This is a genomic window from Paenibacillus sp. CAA11 (genome assembly GCF_003060825.1).
Taxonomy (GTDB): Bacteria; Bacillota; Bacilli; order Paenibacillales; family Paenibacillaceae; genus Fontibacillus.
Window position 1 is genome coordinate 1,032,637 of record NZ_CP028922.1, and the last position, 20,744, is coordinate 1,053,380.

Annotated in this window: 22 protein-coding genes; 14 read left to right on the forward strand and 8 right to left on the reverse strand. The window is 48.3% G+C overall.

Annotated elements, in window-relative coordinates:
- Positions 1 to 15 precede the first annotated feature (15 nt).
- Positions 16 to 708, reverse strand: coding sequence for a threonine/serine exporter family protein (locus DCC85_RS04655; RefSeq protein ID WP_234414447.1), 693 nt, complete (start codon positions 706 to 708; stop codon positions 16 to 18).
- A 158-nt stretch (positions 709 to 866) separates the two neighbouring features.
- Positions 867 to 1,790 (reverse strand): AEC family transporter, encoded by a 924-nt coding sequence (locus DCC85_RS04660; protein ID WP_108464528.1) that lies wholly within the window; start codon positions 1,788 to 1,790, stop codon positions 867 to 869.
- Positions 1,791 to 2,191: 401 nt separating this feature from the next.
- On the opposite strand from DCC85_RS04660, the gene cyoA reads away from it, so the two are divergent.
- The 5 genes from cyoA (at position 2,192) to DCC85_RS04685 (ending at position 6,619) form a co-directional block, all read left to right on the forward strand.
- On the forward strand, positions 2,192 to 3,193 hold the full coding sequence (cyoA, locus tag DCC85_RS04665; RefSeq protein ID WP_108464529.1) for a ubiquinol oxidase subunit II: 1,002 nt from the start codon (positions 2,192 to 2,194) through the stop codon (positions 3,191 to 3,193).
- Between the two features lie 21 nt (positions 3,194 to 3,214).
- Positions 3,215 to 5,185, forward strand: a complete 1,971-nt coding sequence (locus DCC85_RS04670) for a cbb3-type cytochrome c oxidase subunit I (protein ID WP_108464530.1) — start codon at positions 3,215 to 3,217, stop codon at positions 5,183 to 5,185.
- Positions 5,185 to 5,802, forward strand: coding sequence for a cytochrome o ubiquinol oxidase subunit III (cyoC, locus tag DCC85_RS04675; protein ID WP_108464531.1), 618 nt, complete (start codon positions 5,185 to 5,187; stop codon positions 5,800 to 5,802). The genes DCC85_RS04670 and cyoC overlap by 1 nt, the downstream gene beginning before the upstream one ends.
- A gap of 1 nt (position 5,803) precedes the next feature.
- Positions 5,804 to 6,142, forward strand: a complete 339-nt coding sequence (gene cyoD, locus DCC85_RS04680; protein ID WP_108464532.1) for a cytochrome o ubiquinol oxidase subunit IV — start codon at positions 5,804 to 5,806, stop codon at positions 6,140 to 6,142.
- 186 nt (positions 6,143 to 6,328) lie between these two features.
- Positions 6,329 to 6,619, forward strand: a complete 291-nt coding sequence (locus DCC85_RS04685; RefSeq protein WP_108464533.1) for a hypothetical protein — start codon at positions 6,329 to 6,331, stop codon at positions 6,617 to 6,619.
- 62 nt (positions 6,620 to 6,681) lie between these two features.
- Here the strand turns inward: DCC85_RS04685 and DCC85_RS04690 are convergent, their stop codons facing one another.
- Both DCC85_RS04690 and DCC85_RS04695 read right to left on the reverse strand, forming a co-directional pair.
- A complete protein-coding gene (locus tag DCC85_RS04690; RefSeq protein WP_108464534.1) occupies positions 6,682 to 7,122 on the reverse strand; it encodes a hypothetical protein in 441 nt (146 codons plus the stop codon).
- Positions 7,123 to 7,271: 149 nt separating this feature from the next.
- Complete coding sequence (locus DCC85_RS04695) at positions 7,272 to 8,009, reverse strand: peptidylprolyl isomerase (protein WP_108464535.1); 738 nt, start codon at positions 8,007 to 8,009, stop codon at positions 7,272 to 7,274.
- Positions 8,010 to 8,181: 172 nt separating this feature from the next.
- On the opposite strand from DCC85_RS04695, the gene DCC85_RS04700 reads away from it, so the two are divergent.
- The 6 genes from DCC85_RS04700 to DCC85_RS04725 all read left to right on the forward strand — a co-directional run bounded on the left by DCC85_RS04700 (position 8,182) and on the right by DCC85_RS04725 (position 14,989).
- Complete coding sequence (locus DCC85_RS04700; RefSeq protein ID WP_108464536.1) at positions 8,182 to 9,021, forward strand: manganese catalase; 840 nt, start codon at positions 8,182 to 8,184, stop codon at positions 9,019 to 9,021.
- A 153-nt stretch (positions 9,022 to 9,174) separates the two neighbouring features.
- Complete coding sequence (locus DCC85_RS04705) at positions 9,175 to 10,248, forward strand: GGDEF domain-containing protein (protein WP_108464537.1); 1,074 nt, start codon at positions 9,175 to 9,177, stop codon at positions 10,246 to 10,248.
- A gap of 167 nt (positions 10,249 to 10,415) precedes the next feature.
- Positions 10,416 to 11,765 (forward strand): spore germination protein, encoded by a 1,350-nt coding sequence (locus tag DCC85_RS04710; protein WP_234414345.1) that lies wholly within the window; start codon positions 10,416 to 10,418, stop codon positions 11,763 to 11,765.
- Positions 11,765 to 12,859: a GerAB/ArcD/ProY family transporter gene (locus DCC85_RS04715; RefSeq protein WP_108464538.1), complete on the forward strand. Its 1,095-nt coding sequence runs from the start codon at positions 11,765 to 11,767 to the stop codon at positions 12,857 to 12,859. The genes DCC85_RS04710 and DCC85_RS04715 overlap by 1 nt, the downstream gene beginning before the upstream one ends.
- Positions 12,856 to 13,968, forward strand: coding sequence for a Ger(x)C family spore germination protein (locus tag DCC85_RS04720; RefSeq protein WP_108464539.1), 1,113 nt, complete (start codon positions 12,856 to 12,858; stop codon positions 13,966 to 13,968). The genes DCC85_RS04715 and DCC85_RS04720 overlap by 4 nt, the downstream gene beginning before the upstream one ends.
- Positions 13,969 to 14,047: 79 nt before the next feature.
- Entirely contained in the window at positions 14,048 to 14,989 is a 942-nt protein-coding gene (locus tag DCC85_RS04725; RefSeq protein WP_108464540.1) for an aldo/keto reductase family protein, read from the forward strand.
- Between the two features lie 82 nt (positions 14,990 to 15,071).
- Here the strand turns inward: DCC85_RS04725 and DCC85_RS04730 are convergent, their stop codons facing one another.
- A complete protein-coding gene (locus DCC85_RS04730; RefSeq protein WP_108464541.1) occupies positions 15,072 to 15,305 on the reverse strand; it encodes a hypothetical protein in 234 nt (77 codons plus the stop codon).
- Positions 15,306 to 15,559: 254 nt separating this feature from the next.
- Between DCC85_RS04730 and DCC85_RS04735 the strand changes: the two genes are divergently transcribed.
- Positions 15,560 to 17,458, forward strand: a complete 1,899-nt coding sequence (locus tag DCC85_RS04735) for a sensor histidine kinase (RefSeq protein WP_108464542.1) — start codon at positions 15,560 to 15,562, stop codon at positions 17,456 to 17,458.
- 45 nt (positions 17,459 to 17,503) lie between these two features.
- Here DCC85_RS04735 and DCC85_RS04740 read toward each other — a convergent pair whose 3' ends face one another.
- The 3 genes from DCC85_RS04740 to ytaF all read right to left on the reverse strand — a co-directional run bounded on the left by DCC85_RS04740 (position 17,504) and on the right by ytaF (position 19,628).
- Positions 17,504 to 17,749: an NHLP leader peptide family RiPP precursor gene (locus DCC85_RS04740; RefSeq protein WP_108464543.1), complete on the reverse strand. Its 246-nt coding sequence runs from the start codon at positions 17,747 to 17,749 to the stop codon at positions 17,504 to 17,506.
- Between the two features lie 72 nt (positions 17,750 to 17,821).
- Positions 17,822 to 18,760: a hypothetical protein gene (locus tag DCC85_RS04745; RefSeq protein WP_108464544.1), complete on the reverse strand. Its 939-nt coding sequence runs from the start codon at positions 18,758 to 18,760 to the stop codon at positions 17,822 to 17,824.
- Positions 18,761 to 18,860: 100 nt separating this feature from the next.
- Positions 18,861 to 19,628, reverse strand: a complete 768-nt coding sequence (gene ytaF, locus DCC85_RS04750) for a sporulation membrane protein YtaF (RefSeq protein WP_325048401.1) — start codon at positions 19,626 to 19,628, stop codon at positions 18,861 to 18,863.
- A gap of 38 nt (positions 19,629 to 19,666) precedes the next feature.
- Here ytaF and DCC85_RS04755 point away from each other — a divergent pair, with 38 nt between their 5' ends.
- Positions 19,667 to 20,521, forward strand: coding sequence for an SPFH domain-containing protein (locus DCC85_RS04755; protein ID WP_108464545.1), 855 nt, complete (start codon positions 19,667 to 19,669; stop codon positions 20,519 to 20,521).
- A 16-nt stretch (positions 20,522 to 20,537) separates the two neighbouring features.
- Positions 20,538 to 20,723: a type II toxin-antitoxin system antitoxin gene (locus DCC85_RS04760; RefSeq protein ID WP_108464546.1), complete on the forward strand. Its 186-nt coding sequence runs from the start codon at positions 20,538 to 20,540 to the stop codon at positions 20,721 to 20,723.
- The last annotated feature ends 21 nt before the right edge of the window (positions 20,724 to 20,744 follow it).

Sequence of the window (20,744 nt, forward strand, 5' to 3'; positions counted from 1 at the left end):
GACTTCCCGCCTTGTCTAGAAAAATGTAAATACTACGGCAATGCCCGCCCCAATCGCAAAGGCGGTTAGAAAGGCTTCAGCGCCTCGGGACAGCCCGGATACCAGGTGTCCGGCCATCAGATCCCTCACGGCGTTGGTAATGAGCAGGCCGGGCACCAGCGGCATCACGGAGCCAATAATGATCTTATCAAGCTCCTGACCGATGCCTGCCTGTACGAGCAAATAGGAGAGCAGCCCGACGAGGAAAGAGGCTGAGAATTCGGCGAAGAACTTGATTCTGACGAGATGCTGAAGCAGGATGACCGCTGCAAAGCCGATTCCTCCGCTGATTAGAGCCGGGGCAAAGTCAGCCCAGCTTCCCTTGAACATAATGGCAAAGCACCCGCTGGCTATGGAAGCCGCAGCAATTTGCAGCGGCACTGAATAGGCGTGCCGGGCGGTATCAATCTCCTGAAGCAGCGCGGAGGCTTTGGCCGCCGACAGCTTGCCCTCTCCAAGCTGCCTGGAGATCGCGTTCACTGCGGCCACCTTCTCCAGGTCCGTTGTCCGCTCTGCAATCCGTATCATCCGGGCCGACCCCGCATCCCCAGACTGAAAAATAATCCCCGTCGGAGTTACGTAGCTGTGGGAGACTGGCAGCCCCACGGAGGCGGCAATCCGGGACATTGTATCCTCTACTCGATAAGTCTCCGCTCCGCTTTGCAGCATAATCTTGCCCGCCAGAAGACAGATTCCGATCAATTCATCAAAACTTAGGGTAAGTTCTTTATCCAACTTCAGGTGCACTCCTTCAGGACAGCCAAGCCATCATCAGCATTGTCCGGATAATCGGATAGTTGATTCTGCGCTCAAAGCGCGAGAGATCTTTAAGCAAAATGCTTGGCCAAAGTAATCAGGCCCGTAATCGTTACTATATTCAGCAGGGTGGAGACCAGGACGGTCTGGGCTGCAAAATCAGGTTCATTGTTATATTCCTCGGCAAGGATGGATGTATTCACACCTGTAGGCATTCCCGAAGCGATCAGCAGAGCTTGAGCAGGAATACCCTTCAGCCCCAGCAGCAGAACAAGGCAAAGCCCGATTGCCGGCGCGATGAGCAGCCGAATAAGCACACTGTAGTAGACTTCAAGCCGGGTTAGCTGCAGCGGGTATTTGACGATCTGTGCCCCCAGCGTAAGCAAAGCAACTGCAACTAGCGAGTGATCGATATACAGCAGAGGCTTGGATACGAATTCCGGCAGCGGCACGTTTAGAGCGTGAAGAACGAGTCCCAGCACCAGACAGTAAGGCACAGGCATCTTGAGGAAGCCAATCAGGGCCTGCTTGCCGAATCCTTCCGCCTTGGCGCTTTGCACCGAAATCGTTCCATAGGTGAAGGTTAGCAGGCTTTGAAAGGACATGATCAGTGCCTGTACTGAAGCGGCAAGCGGGTCTCCTTTAAATACAAGATCATTAATAGGAAGTCCATAGTTTCCTGAATTGTCCAGAATCAAGCTGTTCGTGAAGGCGGCCTTCATACCTCGTTTGAATCCCAGAGGCTTGCTGACCGCCGCGCTGATTAAATAAAGAATGAACACATACACGGCATAGAACAGGGCGACCGTTCCAAGCAGTGACGGCGACATTTCCGCTTGATACATACTCATAAATACAGCCGCCGGGGTAATATAGTAGAAGTTTATTTTTGCCAGGGTGTAGAGATCGAGCCGAAAGGCACGCTGCATTAGCGCTCCGAACCCAATCAGCACAAAGATGGGCAAAATGATGTCAAGTAAGATCTGCAATAGCATGGAGGTTCATCTACTTTCTACACGAGTTGGCATGCTTCTGATGCGTAGAAGCACGATTGTTATTATATCATGCCAAAGATGACTGTCTAAGCCTAAAATTCAATACCATGCCCTAAGAAAATTAAGTAGAGGTTCAGTCTATTTCATAGTGTGTAAATAATGAAAGATTGGTATAGAATAGTAAAAAATTTGAATCGATTATTTCAAAACAAAGATAGTTTGGGAAAAAAATCACTAAAAGCAAAATAAATATCGACAATTTTGTTAACAAACATATCAAACGCTTTGTTTTCTGCTATCTTTAGAAGGTAAGGTTAATGGTTAATGCATTGTAGGAACGTCTGTACAATGTAAGGCGTTAACAGGCTGTTATCAAGGCTTAATAAGGGAGAGAGGAAAAGATGGATAAAAAACCAAGATCGCTTCGAACGCTGATCGCTGTGGTTATCACCGTGCTGACCCTCGGCGTGCTGATCTGGGGTACGTTCTTCACTGTGGATTACCTGGTTCTTGATCCGAAGGGGCCGATTGGTGAGAAGCAGAAGGACCTCATCATCATTTCAACACTGCTGTGCAGCATTGTGATCGTGCCGGTGCTTATTCTGACTGCAGTCATCGTATGGCGCTACCGCGATAAGCCTAAGCGTAAGGCTGCTTATGATCCGAACTGGCATCACAGCACGAAGCTGGAGACCATTTGGTGGGGAGTACCGATTGTTATTATTTTGGTGCTCGGTATTGTTACGGCCAAGTACACATATGCGCTTGAGCCTTCCAAACCGCTTGATCCGGAGCAGAAGCCGGTAACGGTTCAGGTTGTATCTCTGAACTGGAAATGGCTGTTCCTGTATCCGGAAGAGGGAATTGCAACGGTGAACACCTTGACGATTCCTAAGGATGTTCCGATCCGTTTTGAGATCACGGCGGATTCGCCGATGAACTCCTTCTGGATTCCGCAGCTCGGCGGACAGATTTATGCAATGAATGGCATGTCGATGACCCTGTATTTGAAGGCCGATGAAGTCGGCACTTACTTCGGGTCCGGTGCTAACTTTACTGGCGAGCAGTTCACCAAGATGCGCTTTGATGTGCATGCCAAGACTCAAAAGGATTATGATGCTTGGGTAGACAGTGTGAAGCAGAAGACTGACAAGACTTTGACAGCAGACGGCTACAATACGCTGGCTAAACCAGGCGTGATGGGTGAGGAAGAATACTCCTCCTTCCCTGAAGGCATCTACAACAAGATTGCGTTCAAATATGTAGTTGAAGGTGAAGGGCATCATCATGGCGGCGGTTCTGCCAAAGGCTCTTCCACAGAAGATCAAGATATGGACATGGACATGTCAGGGATGGATATGAGCCATGAATCCGATGCATCCACATCCCACGCAGGACATTGATAAGAGGAAAGGAGTAACCCCATGCTGGATACGATTAAAGACTTCGCGTCATGGTTCTTTGTTACGGGCGACCCGTTAATTTACGGCGCAGACGTAGCCATTACGCTGTCGGTCATCGCAATTGTCGGGGTGCTGACCTATTTCAAAAAATGGGGATGGCTCTGGAAAAACTGGCTGACTACGGTTGACCACAAAAAAATCGGCATTATGTACATTCTGGCATCGCTGCTTATGCTGTTCCGCGGCGGTGTAGACGCCATTATGATGCGGACGCAAATTGCGCTGCCGGATATTAAATTCCTTGAACCTGAACACTATAATCAAGTATTTACGACCCACGGCACGATTATGATCCTCTTCATGGCGATGCCGCTGATGTTCGGACTTTTCAATATTATTGTTCCGCTGCAAATCGGTGCACGGGATGTAGCCTTCCCGTTCCTGAATGCACTTAGCTTCTGGTTGTTCTTCGCAGGAGCGATGCTCTTCAATATGTCCTTCGTGATCGGCGGTTCGCCGGACGCAGGCTGGACCAGTTATCCGCCACTATCCGGACTGATGCATAATCCGGGTGTCGGGCAGAACTTCTATATTTGGGGCATACAGATTTCCGGTATCGGCTCGCTCGCGACAGGGATTAACTTCATGGTGACCCTGATCAAGATGCGTGCACCAGGAATGACATTGATGAAAATGCCAATGTTCTCTTGGTCAGTATTTGCAACTTGTATCATTATCATCCTGGCGTTCCCGATTCTGACGATGACGCTGGCCTTGCTGTTCCTGGACCGTTTTGGCGGCGCGCATTTCTTCACGCTCGACCTTGGCGGTAACCCGATGATGTATATCAACTTGTTTTGGATGTGGGGTCACCCTGAGGTATATATTGTCGTTCTGCCGGCTTTCGGTATTTTCTCCGAAGTCGTGGCGACTTTCTCACGCAAACGGATCTTTGGTTACAAATCTATGGTATTCGCGATGCTGGTCATCAGCGTGCTCTCATTCTTCACTTGGCTCCATCACTTCTTTACGATGGGATCAGGGGCGGACATCAATGTGTTCTTTGCAATCACGACAATGCTGATTGCCATACCGACAGGTGTTAAGATCTTTAACTGGCTGTTCACGATGTACCGTGGCCGGATCAAATTTGAGCTGCCGATGATGTGGACAATCGCGTTCATTCCTTGCTTCGTTGTCGGGGGGATGACCGGGGTGCTGCTGGCTGTAGCACCTGCTGACTTCCAGTTCCACAACAGTTACTTCTTGATTGCTCACTTCCACCAAGTGCTGATTGGCGGGGTTGTCTTCGGATACTTTGCTGGTATGTACTACTGGTGGCCTAAAATGTTTGGCTTCAAGCTTAACGATTACTGGGGTAAATGGGCATTCTGGTTCTGGAACATCGGTTTCTATGTTTGCTTCATGCCGCAATATGCTCTTGGTCTTGCGGGTATGACTCGCCGTATCAGCGAGTACTCTTGGGATACGGGCTGGGGACCGCTGAACCTGATCTCTACGATCGGTGCGTTCCTGATGGGCTTGGGCTTTATTTTCCAAGTGGTCCAAATTGCAACCAGCATCTTCAAGCATCAAAAAGACGTTACTGGAGACATCTGGGATGCACGCACGCTGGAATGGTCTACACCATCCCCGGCACCTGAGTATAACTTCGCCGTTATTCCTCATGTTCATGATGTGGATGACTGGTGGGAGACCAAACAGCGCCGTGCGAAGGGAATTCCAGAGGCACCGCAGCCGCAGCTGGAGCCAATCCATATGCCGAAGAACTCGGCGATTCCGATCATCATGTCGCTCTTCTGGTTTGTCGCAGGCTTCGGCTTTGTGTTCGGCTGGTGGTGGTTCTACGTTCCAGGTATGATTGGCGTTCTGCTCTGCATGCTGGCGCGTTCGTTCTCTTATAATACGGATTACTACATTCCTGTAGATGAAATTAAACGCACGGAAGCTGCAATAAGGGGGTCCGTATAATGGCACAATCGGCTGTAAATAAAGGGAATCACGGTGCCGGCCATGATCACGGTCATCACGACCCGAATGAACTCAAGGTACTTGGCTTCTGGTTCTTCCTGATTTCAGACGTTATTCTCTTCTCCGTCCTGTTCGCGACCTTTATCGTGCTGCGCAACAGCACGGCAGGTGGGCCTACCGGGGAAGAATTGTTCAATATGCCAGGAGTTATCGCAGAGACGTTTATCCTCCTGACATCCAGCTTTACCAGCGGTTTGGCGGTTCTAGCGATGAACCGCAACCAGAAGAAGCAACTGATTGGCTGGCTGATCGTCACAGCTATTCTGGGCGCCGCGTTTATTGGTCTTGAAATTTCCGAGTTTGTTGAAATGGTGCACGAAGGAGCCGCTTATACAACAAGCGCGTTCACATCGGCATTCTTCACACTGGTGGGGACTCACGGTCTTCACGTTTCTCTGGGTCTTCTGTGGATGATCGGACTGATGATTCAGATTGGTCGTCGGGGAATTACAGACACAACCCGCGGCAAGATCACAGTAATCAGCTTGTACTGGCACTTTCTTGACGTCATCTGGATCTTCCTGCTTACGGTTGTCTACTTGATGGGGGTGATGTAATATGGCACAGCATAATACAGAGTCCGGTTCTCATGATCACGGTCATGAATCACATGGTTCGCTGAAATCCTATGTCATTGGATTTGTGCTATCCATCATTCTAACCATCATTCCACTCGTTATCGTACTGAATGACTTGATGAACCGTACGGCTGCATTTGTGGTCATTATGGCTGCTGCAGTCCTGCAATTGTTCGTTCAGCTGTTCTTCTTCATGCATCTCCGCGAGACGGAGAAGCCTCGCTGGAACGTCATGGGACTGGTACTTGGCGTAGTCATTCTGGTTACGGTAGTAGCGGGATCGATTTGGATCATGGAATACAACAAAGTAGGATACTGAGTTAAAATTAGTTTTTTAGAAGCTGTTAAAAGGCGGTCTGCACTCTAGTGCGGGCCGCCTTTTTTACGTCCGACATTGCTTTGGGGAAATGTTTAAATTTGAGAAGATGAGGTTAGTATACAGTACGAGGCTATTCATGAATTCAGGCAGGTTAGCACCTTTATAATCGTTAAGGGAGTGATAAGGATGGCGGCTAAGGTATATCCTTTCAAGGATAAGAAGGGCGAGAGGGACAGGAACGGCCATTGGTTTGCTACAGTGCTGACAATCGCTTCATGGATTGTGCTTATCGTGGGTATTATCCTCTGTCTTGTCAGACTTTCGGATTTTAATGATGATAACATGTATTTGATGGGCGGAATCGGATGTATTGTGGCCAGTGTATTTATTTACTGTATAGGCGCTTTCATGCACGCTTCCCAGACCAAGCGCTACCAGCAAGCCACGGATGATGTAGCGGAGAAGAGGAAGCATTAACTATAGATGGCATAGCAGCCCTTTCGGGGGCTGTTTTTTTTGTTTTTAAGGGTGAAATAACATTAGAGGTCTTTCTTGCGCCACTCTACTTTCTTGCCAATCGTCTCTTCCACTTGGGCGGTGAGCAGCTGCAGAGTGTGATCCTCGTTATCGAAGTTGCCGGTTATACAACCTGAGCACAGCTGATGGGAATTCATAAGCACGATCCGGTAGCCGAACCTGCCTTCCAGCAAGGATTGTGCTCTCGTTATGGCTTGGGGAAAAGAGACAGCCCTGCGTGTGGAAGATTCAGAACAGATGTATAGTTCGCTGCGGATTTTGGCTGTATGTATTTCAGTGAATTGATTAAGGGGAATTTCCTGAAGTCCTCCGCTTTCCAGGATGGTAACCACCTTGTGGCTTCCTATATATATGCCCGCGATTTCGGCTAACCCTTCATGCCAAGTTGTAACAAGCAGAGAGCCTGGGGTAGGTTCGCTAGTCTTAAACAGTCGTCCAAACATTGCTTTCTCCCTCTGATTAAGTAAATAATTCCAGCATTTTACTAGAATTATAAAGGGGAAGATTAGGGATATCAACCTTGAGAAGACATTTAGAACCAAAGTATGAGAAAAGGCAGACTATAGGATTACCCCGTCTGCCTTGGCTTGTCTTATTTTGATTCTGTTTTAGTAGGTTCCTTGTACTCTGTGCCTTTGGTGTCAACCGTGACCTTTTTCATGACCGGAGGATTTTTGGCTAGCTCTCCATTTGTCGGAACACTGACGATCTCGTCTACGGTCTTCATACCTTCAACGACTTTACCGAAAGCAGCATACTGTCCATTTAGAGAATCCGCATCAGCGACCATAATGAAGAACTGGGAACCTGCAGAGTTCGGATCCTGGGCTCTGGCCATAGAGATCACTCCGCGGGTATGAGACAGATCATTCTTGAAGCCATTCGTTGTGAATTCACCCGGGATCGAGTAGCCTGGTCCGCCCCCGCCATTTCCGTCAGGATCGCCCCCCTGGATCATGAATCCTGGCACTACACGATGGAAGGTCAGGCCGTCATAGAAGCCCTTCTTGACCAGACTGATAAAGTTGTTCACCGTATTCGGGGCAACATCAGGATATAGCTCGACCTTTATCGTCTTGCCGTTCTCCATTTCAATCGTAACGATAGGATCTTTCTCGGAGCGGACAGGCTCGGCATCCGAGGTGTTGTCCGATGCTTTAGAAGGATCAGATACGGCAGAATTATTCTTCGCTTGATTTGAGCCCTCCGAGGCGCTCTTGTTGTTCTGGGCGTTCTTAGAGCTGGTGTTATTGTTCCCGCAGCCGGAGACAAGCACCAGGACTAGCAGGAGCGATAGAATACCCGCCCCGTAGGCTTTCAATTGCTTCATGTTGTTGTGTTCTTCCTTTCTTTCATAATAGGTTTGTTTGTTACTTCTATCATACCTCAGGAGGTGGGTTCATGTGAAATTTCTGCGACTAAGCTGATTATTTATACAAGGCCAGGGTAATTACAGTATGCAAGCCAAGCCTAAATATTCAAGCTAGCAGAGGAGGAATACGATGTTTTTTCACGTGAAGGAATTACAGTTCAAAGCAAGGCCTGAGAAGCCCGACCCGATATATGCCAAGAAGTTGCAGGAGGTATTAGGGGGGCAGTACGGCGAAATGTCAGTCATGATGCAGTATCTCTTCCAGGGCTGGAACTGCCGTGCGGAACGGAAGTATCGCGACATGCTGCTGGATATTGGAACAGAGGAGATCGGCCATGTGGAAATGCTCAGTACGATGATCGCCCAGCTGCTGGACGGTGCTCCGGCGGACCAGCAGGAGGAGGCGGCGAAGGATCCTGTGATTGGAGCTGTGCTTGGCGGTATGAATCCGCAGCATGCGATAGTATCAGGCTTGGGAGCGACGCCTACGGACAGCAATGGCTATCCTTGGAACAGCCGTTATATTGTAGCCAGCGGTAATCTGCTCGCAGATTTCCGTGCCAATCTGAATGCGGAGTCGCAAGGGCTCCTACAGGTTGTCCGGCTGTATGAACAGACCACTGATCCTGGAGTCCGTGAGATGCTGTCCTTTATGATTGCACGTGATATCATGCACCAGAACCAATGGCTTGCAGCGATTGAGGAAATTGAACAGATGGACGGTGTTATAGTGCCAGCTTCATTCCCGCGGGAACGGGCGGTGGAAGAAGCAACGCGCCAATTCCTAAACTTCTCTGAAGGTACACAGAGCCGGGAGGGAAGATGGGCAGCCGGACCAACCATGGACGGATTGGGACAGTTTGAATATGTAGAGAAGCCAGCAGCAGCCGGACAGGATCCGGAGCTGAATCCACCGGCTGAATTTACGCATTCCAAAGCAGGCGCGCCTCCAAAGCTTGCTAACCCCTAATGAATAAACCCCTTAGAATTAGCTCAAAGGCTAAGATCAGCTCACATGATCTTGGCCTTTTTATTATTAACTCAATTTTTAGACATTTCTCGCTTAGCCGGGGAGATTGTGTTATTCTAGTCTTTATAGTTCTTGCATGCTAGAGAGGTTTACATGATAGAGAAATTAATTAACAACTTTACACTGATGACTTCCTTTATATTTTTTGGAAATATGCTTCGCTCAACCTTTATAGTTCGGCTGCCGCTGTATTCTAAGGCAAGACATTCTATAGAGGGGATTTTGCTGGGATTGTTCGGGATATTATTAATGCACTATACCTTTCCGGTAACGCCCAGTGTTTTTGCTGATTTCCGGCTGGTTGCCATTCTCGTATCCGTGTGTCTTGGAGGCTGGTATGGGGGACTTTGGACGACCGCGATCGCCGGAATTTACCGTCTGATCTTCCTCCACGGACTTAGCTATGAGTCAATCCTTGCTGCTGCCGGCATTGTTGCTACATACATCGCTTCCCTGTTTATTATCCCGCAAGGCAAGCTGAAGCTGCGGACATGGAGCATTGCACTCGGAGTATCGCTTGCCTGTATCCAAGTGGTTTTTCTGCTTACGCTGCAGGATTATTATTTGGAAACGATGATGAAGTACGCTGTGATCTACCTGGCGGGCGGAATGCTGACTTATTTTATGATGAATTATATGAGTAGGTCGGATCATCTGCTGAGAATGATGAAGGAAGCGGCAAGCCTGGATTTTCTGACCGGACTTCACAATTCGCGCAGTTTTGATGCCCTGTTTCAGGAAAGAGCCAAGCGGGGCTTTAGAGAACAGCGGCCTTTCTCACTGCTTGTAGCCGATATTGATCACTTTAAAAAGGTGAATGATACATATGGACATCCGGCTGGTGATTGTGTACTTAAGCAATTGGCCGAGATTCTTCACGATTCGTTCAGACCTGGAGATCAAATAGCCCGCAAAGGCGGAGAGGAATTCGTGATCATCGTGGAGTGTGGGCCTGATAAAATAGGACATGTGGCAGAAAAGCTGCGTGTTAATGTGGAGGGACATTCTTTTGTCCTGCCGGATGGAACCTCCATTTCTTGCAGTATTTCGGTCGGCGGGGCGACCTACCCTCTCTTCCCTCCAGAGGAGCTGTTCGACAGAGCGGACCAGGCTCTTTACGAGGCCAAGAATACGGGAAGGAATAAAGTATGTATTGCTTCTTTATAACAAGAGATAGAAATTAGGATACTCTCTTCACCTTGGGTGAAGGGAGTTTTTTTGTTGAGAAATCAATGAGCGATGATAAAGACCCATGCATGAAATTTCCTGAGACATGCCAAAATAGGGGATACCCGGATTTAGGGATTTTACCAAAGCACAAGGGGGAACCGCTAGTGAGAAAGGCAGCAGGACATCAGACCATCCCGGAATGGCTGGCGGATCATTTGAAAGGCTTTATGGACTTGGAACAGCGCAAGCTTGGAGCCCGAGAAGAGGTTGAGTTGGTCTATATCAAAAGCCTGACCGATGCTGAGCTGATCAACCGTTTTGTGCTCACTCCTTTTTTCGAAATGAACGAACTAAAGAGCTTTGAAGATTATCTGGCCTCCTTCCCCGGAACGACCAAGACAGATAAAGCAGAGCAGGCTAAGGAGTCTGTCTTGAAGGGCTTCGTAAGCATTACGGTTAAAGACAGCACCTATTTGTTTGAAGCGATTAAGGTGGAGGCCAGCTCCATAAGTGAAGCGACCTCGGAGGCTATTGTTCAAGGGCCTAAGGATGCATTCAATGAAAATATATATACGAATCTTAATCTGGTTCGGCGCCGTTATAAATCAGATAAGCTGAAGGCGGAAATGTCTGTCATCGGGAACATGTCTCAGACCGTTGTAGCCGTTCTCTATGATGAGGATCGGGTGGATTCTGAGGTACTGGATGAATTGAAGAAAAGGTTGTCTAACGTATCCATTGATATTTTGCAATCTGCCGGCGAGCTGGAGAAGGAACTGGCGGGTCGCCATTTCCGTCTGTTTCCGACCACAATGGTTACCGAACGGCCGGACCGGGTGGTCTTCAATTTATCCGAAGGCAAAGTGGCCATTCTGATTGATGGAACAGGCTTCAGTATCATTCTTCCGAGTATCTTTAATGATTTCTTTACAGCCATGGATGACAAAATCCAGTTACCGATGGTGGGCTGGTTTCTGAAGGGGATTCGCTATATCGGCCTGCTCCTGACAGTAACGCTTCCTGCCTTTTACATCGCAGTAACCTCTTATAATCCTGAGATTCTGAAGATTCAAATTGCTCTATTGATTGCCGGCTCTCGGGCAACGGTGCCTTATCCTTCATTTATGGAGGTTATTCTTATGCTCTTGATGATGGAGTTCCTGACGGAGGCGAGCTTAAGACTGCCTAAGGCAATTGGTCCTACTGCAACCACTGTAGGCGGGCTTATTTTAGGTCAAGCCGCAACGCAAGCGGGGCTGGTCGCTGATGTCATGATTATTCTGGTGTCCGCTGTGGCCATATCCAATTTTGTCATCCCGCTAAATATGATGGGATTTACCGTTAGGGTGATTAAATACGGGTTCATCCTGCTTGCTACTTTGCTTGGACTGCTCGGCGTAGTAGTTGGATTAGTGGGGCTGGTCATGTATGCTTGTGGACTTCGAAGCTTTGGCAAGCCTTATCTGAGAGGGTTCGCATTAGATTATATGAGTAAAAAGAGGAGGGAGGTCTGATGGTAAAATATCGTTATTTCTTCTTCTTGTTCTTAATAAACGCTGTGATCAATGTCGTTAATTACGTACCTAGGATCCTGATTGCCTACCGGTTTAAAGGGGCACTAATGTCCATCGTTATTTCTGTGATTATTGGCACCCTCATTATCTTTACAGCTACAAAGCTATACTCCCGATTTCCGAAAAAGGGGCTGCCGGAGATTTATCATTCCTGTATGTCCAAGCCCTTAGCCGGAATTTTATTGCTGTTGGCGGGGGCGTTATGGTACATGGCCGGATTGATTACCCTTATCTCATTTGTGGACATTTCAATTAGATATATCAGCCCAGACATTTCTAGATTATGGATTATGATCGGCTTTCTGGTCGCTGTAGCGCTGTCCAGCAGGCTAAGCTCAGAATCCGTATTGTATGGTCTGGAAATCACGATGCTTCTTACGCTCCCTTTTATCTTGTATATCCTGCTGAAGATGCTGATCAATCCGGCATTTAACTGGGATGCTGTGATGCAAGTGGGGACCTATTTCATGCATAAGCCTTCCTTTCCCAGCATTACTGCCGCTACTTTTATTTTCTCCGGCTATGCGAATCTGGTTATATTCAACCGGGTGTTTCATCCGATCAAGCGGTATCGCGTCTGGCTGCTGGGAGTCCTCGGTCTTATCATCCTGCTGATCAGCATGCTGGTGCCCATTGGCTACCTTGGAACGATCGATGTAGAGCGGCATGTCTTTACCTGGTTCTCTGCAGCAGATTCGGTTCGAATCGGACTTTTCATCGTTGAACGGATGATCTTTTTGTTTTATTTTATTTATTTGGTGCTTTCCCTGGTAAGTGTTATTATTCACTGGCACGTGTGCTTGGAGCTTCTTAAAGGAATAGGTTCTGTGAAGAAAAAAAAGGAGGGGCCGCAAATGAAGGACTGGGGGTATATCATCCTATTCTCTCTTGTGGCATTGTTCATGCTGAGCCTTGAGCAATTCTCTATAAATCTGTTGGGAATGTGGTTCCTTAATATACGCTTCTATGGTGAAATCATAATTATATCTTCCTTATTCTATTGCTATCAGAGGAACCGGAGGGCAAGGATATGAGAAGAAAGTTGTGGTTGCTGCTGGCATGTCTTATCGTATGCTTGCTTCCGCTGCAGGGCTGTAAGTTTAAGGATATAGATTTGCGTATGTTTGTGGTCGCCATCGGTATTGATACAGCCGAAGACCCTTCCAAGGTAAAGGTAACGCTCAAGCTGGCTATTCCGCAAGGCGATCCTAAGACAGGTGAAGAGAAAGTGGATATGATTTCCCGGGAAACGGCAACCATTGCGGAGGCGATCCGGGAAATGAAATCCATGGTGGACAAAGAGCTGGACTTTGGGCACTGCAAGGCGATGATCCTAGGCGAGTCCTACGCTCGGAGGGATATTACCGAGGCTATGGACTGGGCTATTCGCCGCCGGGATATTCAGCTTATCATGTACTGTGCGATTGGCCGGCCCAATGCCTCAGAGGTGCTGGCTGTGCAGCCAAAGACCGAGCGTATCCCCTCCAATTCCCTATTTCTGGCCTTGGGGAAGGAAGGGACGGAATCGCCGTTTATACTCAGTTCGTACTCCTTCGATGTGAAGCGCAGATTGATGGAACGGGGGCTAGATCCTGTTCTTCCGATCGTGGAGGCATTGTCTAAGGAGAGATTTGTGATCGATAAAGTGGTGCTCTTCTCCAAGAAATCATCGAAGCTTGTGCTTAATCCGGATGAGACCCGGCTGTATAACCTGCTGACCCAGAAGGACCTGCTTACGAATTTCACGGTCGTAAATAAACAGGGCGTATTTGATTATAATGTAGACGGCTCCCGTAGCAAGTATAGCATTCATGCGAAGGGCAAAGCAGAGTCTGCTCCCTACATTAGTTATAAGATTGATATCACTGGAGTGCTGGAAGAGGTTCATCAGAAGAAGATGATCAATCGAGATACGCTGAATTTGCTGTCACGATCCAGTTCTGAGGATCTGAATTCACAGATCAGAGAGCTGCTTTTTAAGATCAGGGATAGTGGGACCGATCCTATCGGGTGGGGGCTACGTTACATGGCAAGAAACTGGGATAACAAGACCGAGTATGAGAAGTGGAAGAAGATGTACCCGGAGATGGATTTCAAAGTGCATGCAAAGGTGAACGTGAAATACACGGGAATGATCCGGTAACTCATTTGGTGTATCCGGTTAATTCGGTTTACAATGGAAGAGTGCTTATTCACTAACCATTTTGAAGGAGGTAACTCATATGCAGTATCGCAGATTGGGTGCTAGCGGGCTGAAGGTTAGCGAGATCAGTCTTGGCAGCTGGCTGACCTATGGAGGCTATGTAGAACGGGAAAATGCTGTAAAGGCGATTGAGGCCGCTTATGATCTGGGTGTGAATTTCTTTGATACCGCCAACGTCTACGAACGTGGAGCCGCTGAGGAGCTGCTCGGGGCAACCTTGAAGGCCTATCCGAGAGAGTCTTACGTACTGGCTACCAAGGTGTTTGGCAAAATGGGCGACGGGCCTAATGATATGGGCTTATCCCGCAAGCACATCACAGAACAGTGCAATGCCAGTCTGAAGCGACTTGGTGCTGAGTATGTCGATATCTATTACTGTCATAGGTTCCATCCGGAGACTCCGCTGGAGGAAACGCTGCGTGCGCTTGACGACCTTGTTCGCCAAGGCAAGGTGTTGTATGTGGGGGTTAGCATGTGGACAGCGGCTCAGATGGAAGCCGCACTTGGGGTTGCCGATCGTTATTTGCTGGATCGTATTGTCGTGAACCAGCCGCTATATAATATGTTTGAGCGCGGCATCGAGCAGGAGATTATTCCGCTTGGGCAGCGCAAAGGCATTGGACAAGTGGTATATTCTCCGCTGGCTCAGGGTGTGTTGACGGGCAAATACAACTCAGCGAATAATGTGCCGGAGAATAGCCGTGCTGCTAAGCTCGGCTGGGCTGAGGACCGAATCAGCGCCGAACGAATTGCTAAAGTTCGGGAGCTAACCAAGGTTGCCGAGGAACGCGGAATTACAATGGGACAGCTTGCACTCGCTTGGATTCTTCGTCAGCCAAATGTATCAAGCGCTCTGGTTGGAGCAAGCCGTCCTGAACAGGTTCATGAGAATGTATCTGCTTCAGGGATTGTCTTGTCGCCGGAAGAGCTTGACCGAATTACAGCGATATTGGAATCATAAAAATACTTAAGGGTAAGACAGGAAGAAGAGGCCCTGCGAGCCGATAGCCGCAGAGCCTCTTCTTCTTATACCGTCTTTTAGATTACACTTGGTTATGGTCCGCCAAGGGGCCTCCCAAGGCTGGAGCATCCTCCTCATCGGCACCCGCGCCATTGATGAGATCGGTTCCGTGCACGATATCCACCGGCTGGGCGGCGGGATCTACCGGGCTGCCCGGCTTGATCGCATCGGCGTCAGGTACATCCTCAAGTGGAATATCCACCTGATCGGTCGCCTCAGGGCCGTTATTCGGGATATTGCCGCGTTCCTCCTGCATATTGATTACCTCCTTCGCTTTTCATAACTTGATGGATTTGATGGATCTATGCTCTTAAATGGAGCTTACCCAAAAGTCATCTGTTCCAACCGCATTTCGCCACGGTTAAAGATTCAGTCTTAAGCTCATGAATTTGAGGCTGACCAAGAATTTACTATTTACCCCTCTGGAAATATTTGATAATGTTAATGTGTATTTTTTGAAGCAGGATAAATGCCGAAGTTCTCTCTTATTTATAGTGCAGGGGTGCAAATATGAAATATGTTCTGAGAAGCATTATTGTTGTACTGATTCTCATGGTGATTGCTGCGGCTGTTATCCCTGCGGTTGTTGTGAACGACGGACATCTGGAACAAAGTGAGCAGATTAAGCAGTGGGACCTGGTGTGGGTGGACCAATTGGACGGCGATATGACAGATACTGAGCTTAGGCAGCTATCCGGCTGGAGGAGTGCCGATGCTAAGCATCCGGCTCCAGGTAAGCCGGAAGAAGCAAGCAGCGTCTGGATTAGGCTGGAGCTGCCGGCATTTAAGATCGGTAACCCCGCCATATTAATTGAGGGGCTATACGGCCGGCGGATTATCGCGATGCTGGACGGCAATCCTATTTATCAGGCGGATCGCCGTTATGACCGCGACCTACAGCAGTTCATTCTGCCCCTACATATGGATGATAGCGACAAGGCTATCTATCTAGGTGTAGAGGGGGTAGGTGATCGAATTGGGCTGCAGGAGGCGGCCAGAATCGGTGACTTCAACCAATTGATGGACAAGCTTGTGAAGAAGGACATCACCGATTTCATTTTAGGCAGCGCCTTTATCTTTATTGCTGTAATTATGTTAATGTGTTCTCTCTTTTTAAATACAGAGAATATGCCCAGCTGGCTTTCTCTTTGCTTGGTCATTCTGTGTATAGGTATTCTAATCATTACCTACTCGCCGTTCCTCTATAGCTTTTACGACAAGTTTGGCGCACTGTATTATCGTCTGTTCGATGTGGCACTTCTTGTTCTGCTGCCGGCGTTCAGCAGTTTCTTCGAACGGATCTTTGATAGCGGGTACCACGCCATCATTAGGAAATACCGCAAGTTTCAGGTGCTGTATTCCGTATTTTGCCTGGTTTTCATGGTAAGCAAACCGCTGTGGCTCCCAGGCTTCAGCGCGGTTTATTCCTTTCTCACGGGCACGCTGCTCGGAATAATTATGATCATTCAGTTCGCCCTGCTGGTTACCCTGTCCGTAATCTATGCAACTAGGGGCAATAAAGAGGCGATCATATTTACTAGTGGGTTCGCGTTATTTGCGCTGACAGCGATTGGGGAACTTGCCTGGTATTATTTGGAGAATCCGGACTACAGGCTATATTTATGGAAATGGGGCGTTGTCTGCTTTGTTATCTCGCTGATCATTATTCTTGGCCGTAGGTTCGCCCGCAACCATGACCAGGTCGTCGAGTACTCTCGGAGGTTGGAGATGTTCAACAACGAGCTTCAGCGCTCTGAGAAAATGGAGATCATCAGCGAGCTTGCTGCTTCGGTAGCGCATGAGGTACGCAACCCGCTGCAGGTTACCCGGGGATTTCTGCAGCTTCTGACAGAGAAATCCCAGAATCAGGACAAGCTATATTTGAATTTGGCACTAGAGGAGCTAGACCGAGCTTCGAATATCATTACCGATTTCTTAACCTTTGCCAAGCCAGAGGTAGGTAAGATTGCTACGCTTCATATTCTTGATGAATTCAGGCATATCGAAGGCATTTTGAATCCGATGGCTAACCTGCAAGGCGGTAAAATTTATGTGGATATTCCGGATAATCTGCAGATCAAGGGGAATTCGCCTAAGTTCAAGCAGGCTTTCGTCAATATTCTGAAGAATAGCATCGAAGCCCTTCGTGGTGAAGGAGAAATCAGAGTATGGGCGTATGAATCGGGCGGGAAAGTGGTTATCCATGTGAAAGATAACGGTGAGGGAATGAGCGGTGCGGAATTGGCTCATCTGGGAGAACCTTACTTCTCCAACAAGACAAAAGGGACTGGGCTTGGTCTCATGGTGACCTTTCGAATTATTGAAGTTATGCAGGGGGATATTCAGTTTAAGAGTGAGAAGGGAAGAGGCACAGAAGCAATTATCCGGTTTCCCTCAGTAGAGAGCTGAGCGGAAACCGGATAATTTGACGTATATTCTATTAAGTATATTCTGCTAGTTCCACATGACGAGAGGCTTCACATCCGGGGCAAGCGCCTTGGATGGATTTGGAGGAAGCACGATAAAGAACTCATCTGATTGTTCCTCAACCGCCTTCACCTTAATGTGGTCGGGAAGCTCTACACCAAGGAACTCCTGGAGGGCTGCTTTTGGATCGGATAATAACTTGGTTTTGAAACTGGGATCTTGCCACGCTTTCTGGACCACTTGCGATTGAAGAAGAGCTCCTTGTGTTGACATAAGAATCACCCTTTCAAATTGGTTATATTTCCCTTTTAAGTATATCATTTAGAATTGTGAAAAATCAATCAATTATAGACTTATATTTTTAGAGAGCCAGTACTGAAGCCCGCCTTGTTCTAATAGACACCGCTCCCTCTCGATACTGGAAGCCCCTTGTGTCAGGTTATCAAGAAGAAATATGTAGAATTCATAGAGGTCAGGGGCTAGTTCAATAATGGAAGAGAGCTCCTGCCCTATCGTTTGTGCATACTCGGCATAACGGGTCAGCACTCCGTGGACATACAATGCATCCATAACATCCTCAGGCGTGAGCCTATGGTGATCTGGCAGTTTCAAGTCTGCCCGAATATAAGCCAGCAAGCTATTGTAGCTCCCCTCTTGAAGATCCTTGTTCCAATCCTCCCAATCATCCAGCATTTGCAGAATTGAGAGTACTTGGTCCACAGCATGTTCTGTTTCCGGAATCCGTGCACTGTGACCGCTGAGCAGCAGCGCGCCCGTTGAGGCTAACTTGACGGGTGCAGCCTTATGCCCCATTAGAATTGGCGAATCCAGAACGATATCTCTCTCATTCTCCGTAGTTACCGCTAAAGCCCATTCATTCAAATATCGCTTATAGTAAGACCAGAATGGAGAGCTTGGCGGGAATAATCGGGAATAGCCGGATATGAATTCTGTATAGATCAGATTCGCCAGCGGGAGCCGTTCTGCGGAGCGATTGTCTACTTCGTCCATCACCTCGTCCTGCAGGTGGAAGTACATCATTCCGTAAAGATTAGCTGCAGCCATACGGCGGGCGTTCTCACGGCTTAAGCCGGTAGATTCCTGCATCCAGAAGGGAAGCAGAAAGCAGATGTAGTTCGTGGATATCTGATGCTTGAGCACATTGAATCGGTCTAAATAGAGCAGAGCCTGTTGATCGAAGGGCGGAACAAATTGACTGAGGGTGTGTTCGGCCTGTTGAAAAGACCAGGTTAAATCCTCTGTAAAGTGATGCAGCCAGTTCAAGAGAATGCTCCTTTCTATTTCCTGATAATTCCATTATAGAATAGAAGCAAGTTGCCCGAACAGGTATTTTACCAAAATTAGGGTGAAGGTTCTGTTAAAGTTAGCCCAGCTGGCTGAAGCCGATCAAGATGAGCAGAAGTCCTGAAACAATAGTAGCCCGGCTTCCGAGCTTCTCTGCAGCATATTTCTCTCCGAACCAGGAGCTTGCTGCCAGCAGCAAATAGCTGAACAGCCCGACCGATAGGGAGGTTAATCCAATGTTCAGCTCGGATACGCCGGCATGAAATCCGCCAGCCAGGGCGTTCATGGCTAGTGCAATGCCAAGGATCATGGATTCTCCCAGACTAATGGACTGCGAGCTATCCCGGTCGGCTTCCTCTGGATTGCGCAGCAGTCGGGTGAAATGGCCGGTAGAGGGGGTGGGATGGTTACTGGAGGAGCTTTTTTCTTTTTCCTTAAAAGCTTGAAGAAGCACCCAAATTCCTACGGTAACTATGACAACGGTCCCGATGAGCTGGGCAACCCAGGGACGAATCCATAACGAGATCAGGTTGCCGAATAAGCCTGCCAGCAGGGTACCCAGGCAAGAAATAATGGCAATGGCCAGGTTGGAGTACCAGGGAATGCGTATTCTCCTTGCGCCGTATGCAATGCCTACACCCGCATTGTCTAAATTGGAAGCTAATCCGATAGCCAGAAGAGTGATCCAACTGTACAAATCCATGATGCTTCGCTCCTTTGCCTGCATTTTAATGTCAGCATATGCCCAGATTTCAGGAATGGTTTCAGCTGGAATTTTTACGCATACAGAACAACATAGTGATGATACTTTGCAGGGATTTACAATTACATCCAAAAGTGATATCATAACAATATCTTAATCATATCTGTTGGAGGATACGAAGTATGAAAGAGAAAATGGCGAAGAAGTTCAATGGATTTGTGTTGATTGTATTGTTAGTCATTTGTGCAGGCTTAGGCGTGTACGGAATGGAGGCGGACATCCCAGCACTTGGCATTCCGTTTATGGTGCTCGCAGCGCTGCTGGTGATTGGGGCTTTAACAGGGATTACAGTGGTGCAGCCTAATCAATCGGTTGTTATTACGTTCTTCGGCCGCTATATGGGAACGATTCGTGAGAGCGGTCTGTGGGCAGTCATCCCGTTTAGTCATCGTCAGAAGGTTTCGCTTCGGGTGCGGAATTTTAATAGCGCAACTCTGAAGGTGAACGATGTCGATGGCAATCCTATTGAAATTTCAGCGGTAGTTGTATTCAAGGTTGTGAATCCGACAAAGGCCGTGTTCGATGTGGATTCATATATGGAGTTCGTAGAGATTCAGAGTGAGACCGCACTTCGGCATGTAGCCAGCCGTTATCCTTACGATAATTTTGAGGAGGTCGGCTTCTCGCTTCGGGCCAATTCCGATGAAATTGCGCAGGAACTGGCAGTAGAGCTGCAGGCGCGTTTGTCTTTGTCTGGAGTGGAAGTGCTTGAGGCAAGACTTACACATCTGGCCTACTCTACTGAGATTGCAAGTGTCATGCTGCAGCGTCAGCAGGCTTCGGCCATCCTGTCCGCCCGTCAGAAGATTGTTGAGGGAGCAGTCGGCATGGTGGAAATGGCCATCCGTCAGTTAAGTGAAGACGGGATTGTGGAGCTGGATGAGGAGCGCAAAGCGGCTATGGTCAATAATTTGATGGTGGCGATTGTATCTGAACGGGGTGCCAGCCCGGTCATCAACGCCGGATCTTTATACTAAGGGGAACGGCTAATTTATGGCTCCCAAGAAGAACTTCCCTCTGCGAATTGATCCCAAGCTGTATGAGGCTCTGGAACGGTGGGCCACTGATGAATTCCGCAGCGTGAATGGACATATAGAATTTCTGTTGCGGGAAGCCTTGCACCGGGCAGGACGCTTGCCTGGCGATCGCAGGAAGCAAGACCCTGGCGACGACGCATAAGAAGGCGGGCAAATAAAATAA

Excerpts from the sequence above, each read along its gene's own strand:
- DCC85_RS04655 (WP_234414447.1), bottom strand. The coding sequence starts at position 708 with ATGCTGCAAAGCGGAGCGGAGACTTATCGAGTAGAGGATACAATGTCC.
- DCC85_RS04660 (WP_108464528.1), bottom strand. The coding sequence starts at position 1,790 with ATGCTATTGCAGATCTTACTTGACATCATTTTGCCCATCTTTGTGCTG.
- cyoA (WP_108464529.1), top strand. The coding sequence starts at position 2,192 with ATGGATAAAAAACCAAGATCGCTTCGAACGCTGATCGCTGTGGTTATC.
- DCC85_RS04670 (WP_108464530.1), top strand. The coding sequence starts at position 3,215 with ATGCTGGATACGATTAAAGACTTCGCGTCATGGTTCTTTGTTACGGGC.
- cyoC (WP_108464531.1), top strand. The coding sequence starts at position 5,185 with ATGGCACAATCGGCTGTAAATAAAGGGAATCACGGTGCCGGCCATGAT.
- cyoD (WP_108464532.1), top strand. The coding sequence starts at position 5,804 with ATGGCACAGCATAATACAGAGTCCGGTTCTCATGATCACGGTCATGAA.
- DCC85_RS04685 (WP_108464533.1), top strand. The coding sequence starts at position 6,329 with ATGGCGGCTAAGGTATATCCTTTCAAGGATAAGAAGGGCGAGAGGGAC.
- DCC85_RS04690 (WP_108464534.1), bottom strand. The coding sequence starts at position 7,122 with ATGTTTGGACGACTGTTTAAGACTAGCGAACCTACCCCAGGCTCTCTG.
- DCC85_RS04695 (WP_108464535.1), bottom strand. The coding sequence starts at position 8,009 with ATGAAGCAATTGAAAGCCTACGGGGCGGGTATTCTATCGCTCCTGCTA.
- DCC85_RS04700 (WP_108464536.1), top strand. The coding sequence starts at position 8,182 with ATGTTTTTTCACGTGAAGGAATTACAGTTCAAAGCAAGGCCTGAGAAG.
- DCC85_RS04705 (WP_108464537.1), top strand. The coding sequence starts at position 9,175 with ATGATAGAGAAATTAATTAACAACTTTACACTGATGACTTCCTTTATA.
- DCC85_RS04715 (WP_108464538.1), top strand. The coding sequence starts at position 11,765 with ATGGTAAAATATCGTTATTTCTTCTTCTTGTTCTTAATAAACGCTGTG.
- DCC85_RS04720 (WP_108464539.1), top strand. The coding sequence starts at position 12,856 with ATGAGAAGAAAGTTGTGGTTGCTGCTGGCATGTCTTATCGTATGCTTG.
- DCC85_RS04725 (WP_108464540.1), top strand. The coding sequence starts at position 14,048 with ATGCAGTATCGCAGATTGGGTGCTAGCGGGCTGAAGGTTAGCGAGATC.
- DCC85_RS04730 (WP_108464541.1), bottom strand. The coding sequence starts at position 15,305 with ATGCAGGAGGAACGCGGCAATATCCCGAATAACGGCCCTGAGGCGACC.
- DCC85_RS04735 (WP_108464542.1), top strand. The coding sequence starts at position 15,560 with ATGAAATATGTTCTGAGAAGCATTATTGTTGTACTGATTCTCATGGTG.
- DCC85_RS04740 (WP_108464543.1), bottom strand. The coding sequence starts at position 17,749 with ATGTCAACACAAGGAGCTCTTCTTCAATCGCAAGTGGTCCAGAAAGCG.
- ytaF (WP_325048401.1), bottom strand. The coding sequence starts at position 19,628 with ATGATATCACTTTTGGATGTAATTGTAAATCCCTGCAAAGTATCATCA.
- DCC85_RS04755 (WP_108464545.1), top strand. The coding sequence starts at position 19,667 with ATGAAAGAGAAAATGGCGAAGAAGTTCAATGGATTTGTGTTGATTGTA.
- DCC85_RS04760 (WP_108464546.1), top strand. The coding sequence starts at position 20,538 with ATGGCTCCCAAGAAGAACTTCCCTCTGCGAATTGATCCCAAGCTGTAT.